General features: G+C 66.7%; 4 protein-coding genes. 2 read left to right on the forward strand and 2 right to left on the reverse strand.

Annotation, left to right across the window (positions count from 1 at the left end; genetic code table 11):
* Nucleotides 1–204 precede the first annotated feature (204 nt).
* Nucleotides 205–630 (forward strand): hypothetical protein, encoded by a 426-nt coding sequence (locus tag EOD07_RS24250; protein WP_073984976.1) that lies wholly within the window; start codon nucleotides 205–207, stop codon nucleotides 628–630.
* Nucleotides 631–712: 82 nt separating this feature from the next.
* Here EOD07_RS24250 and EOD07_RS24255 read toward each other — a convergent pair whose 3' ends face one another.
* Nucleotides 713–1,066 (reverse strand): DUF1304 domain-containing protein, encoded by a 354-nt coding sequence (locus tag EOD07_RS24255; RefSeq protein ID WP_041001035.1) that lies wholly within the window; start codon nucleotides 1,064–1,066, stop codon nucleotides 713–715.
* A gap of 176 nt (nucleotides 1,067–1,242) precedes the next feature.
* Between EOD07_RS24255 and EOD07_RS24260 the strand changes: the two genes are divergently transcribed.
* Entirely contained in the window at nucleotides 1,243–2,727 is a 1,485-nt protein-coding gene (locus EOD07_RS24260) for a carboxypeptidase M32 (RefSeq protein WP_127237245.1), read from the forward strand.
* A 31-nt stretch (nucleotides 2,728–2,758) separates the two neighbouring features.
* Here EOD07_RS24260 and EOD07_RS24265 read toward each other — a convergent pair.
* On the reverse strand, nucleotides 2,759–4,410 hold a 1,652-nt coding region (locus tag EOD07_RS24265), incomplete at its 5' end, for an ABC transporter transmembrane domain-containing protein (protein ID WP_127237246.1).

Genomic DNA, 4,410 nt, shown 5'->3' on the forward strand with positions numbered 1-4,410 from the left:
ACTTAGAGTAACAAGTCCCGTCGACAAGGCCTGAAAACATTATCTTTTTTTAATTACAAATCGCAAATCGACGCACCTAGTTTGCCGCGCAGGGCCGGGGACCGCCGGCGATGCCTCCCATCGCGACGCGACGGAACCGGACGGCCCGGAAAGGTCGGAAGGCAAGGCGGCAGGGCCGCCACCTTCCCTATCGGAGGATGCGCCATGCGCGCTTCAACATCTCTCAAGACTGTAACCCTGGCTGCGGCGCTGATCGCGGCCCCGCTCGCCGGCGCCTATGCGGCCGGGCACCACAAGGGGCTTCTCGACGCGACCCCTCCAGCCGAGTTCATCGGGCCGCGCGTGACCGGCCTGATCGATCAGGTTGAGGGCGTGGATCAAGGCATCACCGACGCCCGGCAGGCCAACAACATTTCGGCTTCCGAGGCACAGCAACTGCACATGCGCGCCGCGCGCATCAGCCAGGCCGCGGAGCATGTCGCGGCGTCGGATCACGGCAGGATCCCGTCCCCGCAATACCATGAGCTGCTGCGCCGCCTCGACAATGTCGACCAGAGGCTGATGAACGATACCGGCAGCGGCTTCATGACGGGCGACGGCTCAGACGGCGGCAATTACCCGAACGGCTGACGTTTCCGGAGGAAATGGAAGGGACCACCTGGCGCCCGCGGGACCTGGCCCCGGGGGCGTCCTTTTTCGATTGCTGTTCCGACTACAGGCCGAGCCAAAGCGCGACGATGGCGAGCACCGCCGGCACCGACTGGATGAAGAGGATCTTGCGGCCGACGGTCGCCGCGCCGTAGAGGCCGGCTATCGCGACGCAGAGCAGGAAGAACATCTTGATCTGAAACCCGCCGGCGCCGAGATAGAGACCCCAGATCAGGCCCGCGGCGAGAAAGCCGTTATAGAGGCCCTGATTGGCGGCGAGCACCTTCGAGGCGCTGGCGAATTCCGGTGTCAGCCCGAACGCCTTGCGGCCGCGCGGCGTGTCCCAGAGCACCATCTCCAGATAGACGATATAGCAATGGATCAGCGCCACCAGCCCGACCAGGATATTGCCGATCATCGTCCCCTCCAGCGATTTGTTCCCCGCATTGATCACGCAGTCGCCTCACAAGGCAAGACGGCCGATCCCCTCACTGCTGATCACTTGACCTCCAATCCTCTGGCGACCGGTCAGGGTTGCCAAGCTCGGCGCCTTGGTATCTTTTCGCGCCAGCCAAATTGAAGCTGGAATTCACCATGTCCTTCCAAAAACTCGACGACCTCGGCCACAAGCTTGAAGCGCTGGAACATGCTTTGGCCATCCTCGGCGCCGACGAGGCGACGCACATGGCGGTCGGCGGCGGCGAAAAGCGCGCCGAGGCGATGTCCTCGCTCGCCGGCATGCTGCATCGCCAGGCGACCGCGCCCGAGATCGGCGACTGGATTTCGGCCGCCGAAGCCGAGCCCCTGAACGACGAGCAGCAGGCGGCGGTGCGGGAATTGCGTCGCCAATACACCAATCTCACCTGCCTCCCGGCCGAATTCGTCGAGCGCCAGACAGTGGCGCGCATGCGCTCCGAGCAGCTCTGGCGGAGCTTGCGCGCCAGGAACGACTGGGCCGGCTTCCTGCCGGCGCTGGAAGGCGTCGTGGCGCTGGTGCGCGAGGAAGCAGCACTGCGTGCCGAGGCGCTCGGCCTGGCGCCCTATGATGCGCTGATGGAGCAATACGATCCCGGCAACCGCGCCGCCGACATCACGCCGGTGTTTGCCGAGCTGAAGGCCTTCCTCAAGGATTTCCTGCCGCGTGCGCTGGCCATGCAGGAGGCGCGGCTCGCAAAACATCCGTTGAAGCCGCTGTCGGGCAGCTATGCCGTCGACCGCCAGCGCGAGCTCGGCCTTGCCATGATGGCGGCCGTCGGCTTCGACCTTACCCATGGCTCGCTGTCGGTGTCGCACCATCCCTTCTGCGGCGGCGTGCCGACCGATGTGCGCATCACCACCCGCTACAAGACCTCCGACTTCCTGTCGGCGCTTATGGGCGTGCTGCACGAGACCGGCCACGCGCTCTACGAGCAGAACCTGCCGAAAGCCTGGTCGCATTGGCCGCTCGGCAAAGCGCGCGGCATGGCCGTGCATGAGAGCCAGAGCCTGTTCGTCGAAAAGCAGATCGGCCGCAACCCGGCCTTCTGGCGCTGGGCGTTGCCGGTGGTCGAAAAACACCTCGGCGAAGCCTGGTCGCTCGACGACATCCTGCCGCATGTCCACCATGTCGAGCGCGGCCTGATCCGCGTCGACGCCGACGAGGTCACCTATCCGCTGCATGTCATCCTGCGCTACGAGCTCGAGCAGGAGCTCGTGTCCGGCCGGCTGGAAGTCGCCGACTTGCCCGAGGCATGGGACGCCAAGATGCGCGACTATCTCGGGCTCGCGACCATCGACAACCCCGCCGACGGGCCGATGCAGGATGTGCACTGGCCAGGCGCCGCCTTCGGCTATTTCCCCTCCTACACGCTGGGCGCCATGATGGCGGCGCAGCAATGGGCGGCATTGACCAGGGAGCACCCGTCGGCCGACGATGATCTGGCCAAAGGAGACTTCAGCGCCGTCAACGAGTGGCGCCGCGCAAGGATCTGGTCGCAAGGCTCACGCTGGTCGACGCCGGACCTGCTCGAGCGCGCCACCGGCGAGAAGCTCAACGCTTCCTATTTCACCGAACATCTGCGCAAGCGCTACAGCGGCTGACACGCGGCGGTTCGAAACCAGTCGGGCGCGGCTACTCCGCCGCGCCCCTGAAAGCGCTGGCGCCCGTCTCGAACTGCAGCTTGGCGAGCCGCGCATAGGTGCCGCCCTTGGCGACCAGACTCTGGTGCGTGCCTTCCTCGACGATGCGTCCGGCTTCCATGACGAGGATGCGGTCGGCCTTGAGCACGGTGGCCAGCCGGTGCGCGATGACGATGGTGGTGCGGCCGCGCATCAGCCGCTCCAGCGCCCTTTGCACCAGCGTCTCACTCTCGGCGTCGAGCGCCGAGGTGGCTTCGTCGAGCAGAAGGATCGGCGCGTCGCGCAGGATGGCGCGGGCAATCGCGACGCGCTGGCGCTGGCCGCCGGACAGCGTCACGCCGCGCTCGCCGACCTGGCTGTCATAGCCCTTGTCGAGCCTGGCGATGAATTCATCGGCAAGGGCCGCCTTGGCCGCGGCCTCGATCTCGGCGTCGCCGGCGCCCTGCCGGCCGAAGCCGATATTGTCGCGGACGCTCGCCGCAAAGATGGTGACGTCCTGCGGCACGATCGCGATGCGCTGGCGGATGGCGGCCGGATCGGCCTCGCGCAGATCGACGCCGTCGATGACGACGCGGCCGTTCTCGGGATCGTAGAAGCGCAGGATCAGCGAGAAGACGGTGCTCTTGCCGGCGCCTGAGGGCCCGACGATCGCCACCGTCTCGCCCGGCTTCACCTGGAAGCTCAGGCCATGCACGGCGGCTCGGTCCGGCCGCGCCGGATAGGAGAAGGAGACATCGTCGAAGCTGATCGCGCCCTTGGCGGTGGCAGGCAACGGAACAGGGTCGACGGGCCGCGGGATCGCCGGCGTCTCGGCCAGGATCTCGGTCAGCCGCTCGGCGGCGCCCGCCGCCTGCGACAGCTCGCTCCAGACTTCCGACAATGCGCCGAGCGCGCCGGCGGCAAACACCGAATAGAGCAGGAACTGGCCGAGCGTGCCGGCCGATAGCGTGCCGGCAAGCACGTCGCGCGAGCCGAACCACAGCACCGCCACCACCGAGGAAAAGATCATGAAGATGGCGAAGAAGGTCAGGAACGAACGCGCGAACACCGAGGCCCGCGCCGCCTCGAAAGCTGCGTCTACGGCGCTTGCGAAGCGGCCGGTGACCAGCTTCTCGTTGGTGAAGGCCTGCAGCGTGCGCACCGCGCCGATCTGCTCGCTGGCATAGGCGGTGGCCTCGGCGAGCGTGTCCTGCGCCATGCGCGATTTACGGCGCACCGAACGGCCGAATGCGACCAGCGGCAGCACGATTACCGGGATCGCCACCAGCACGAGGCCGGAGAGTTTCGGGCTGGTGACGACCATCATCGCCACCGCGCCGAGGCCGAGGATGAGGTTGCGCAGCGCGACCGAAGCAGTCGCGCCGACCGCCGACTTCACCTGCGTGGTGTCGGCGGCGAGCCGCGACACGATCTCGCCCGAATGCGAGCTGTCGAAGAACGCCGGCGACAGGGTCGTGACATGGGAAAAGACGTCGCGGCGGATGTCGGCGACGACCCGCTCGCCGAGCGTGATGACGAAATAGTAGCGGCTGGCCGAGGCTGCCGCGAGCAAAGCCGCCATCAGGACCAGTGCCGCGAAATACTCCGCGATGAAGGTGGAGCCCGATGCCTGGAAACCGTGATCGATCATGCGCCGCACGGCCA

This window comes from Mesorhizobium sp. M2C.T.Ca.TU.002.02.1.1, from assembly GCF_003997225.1.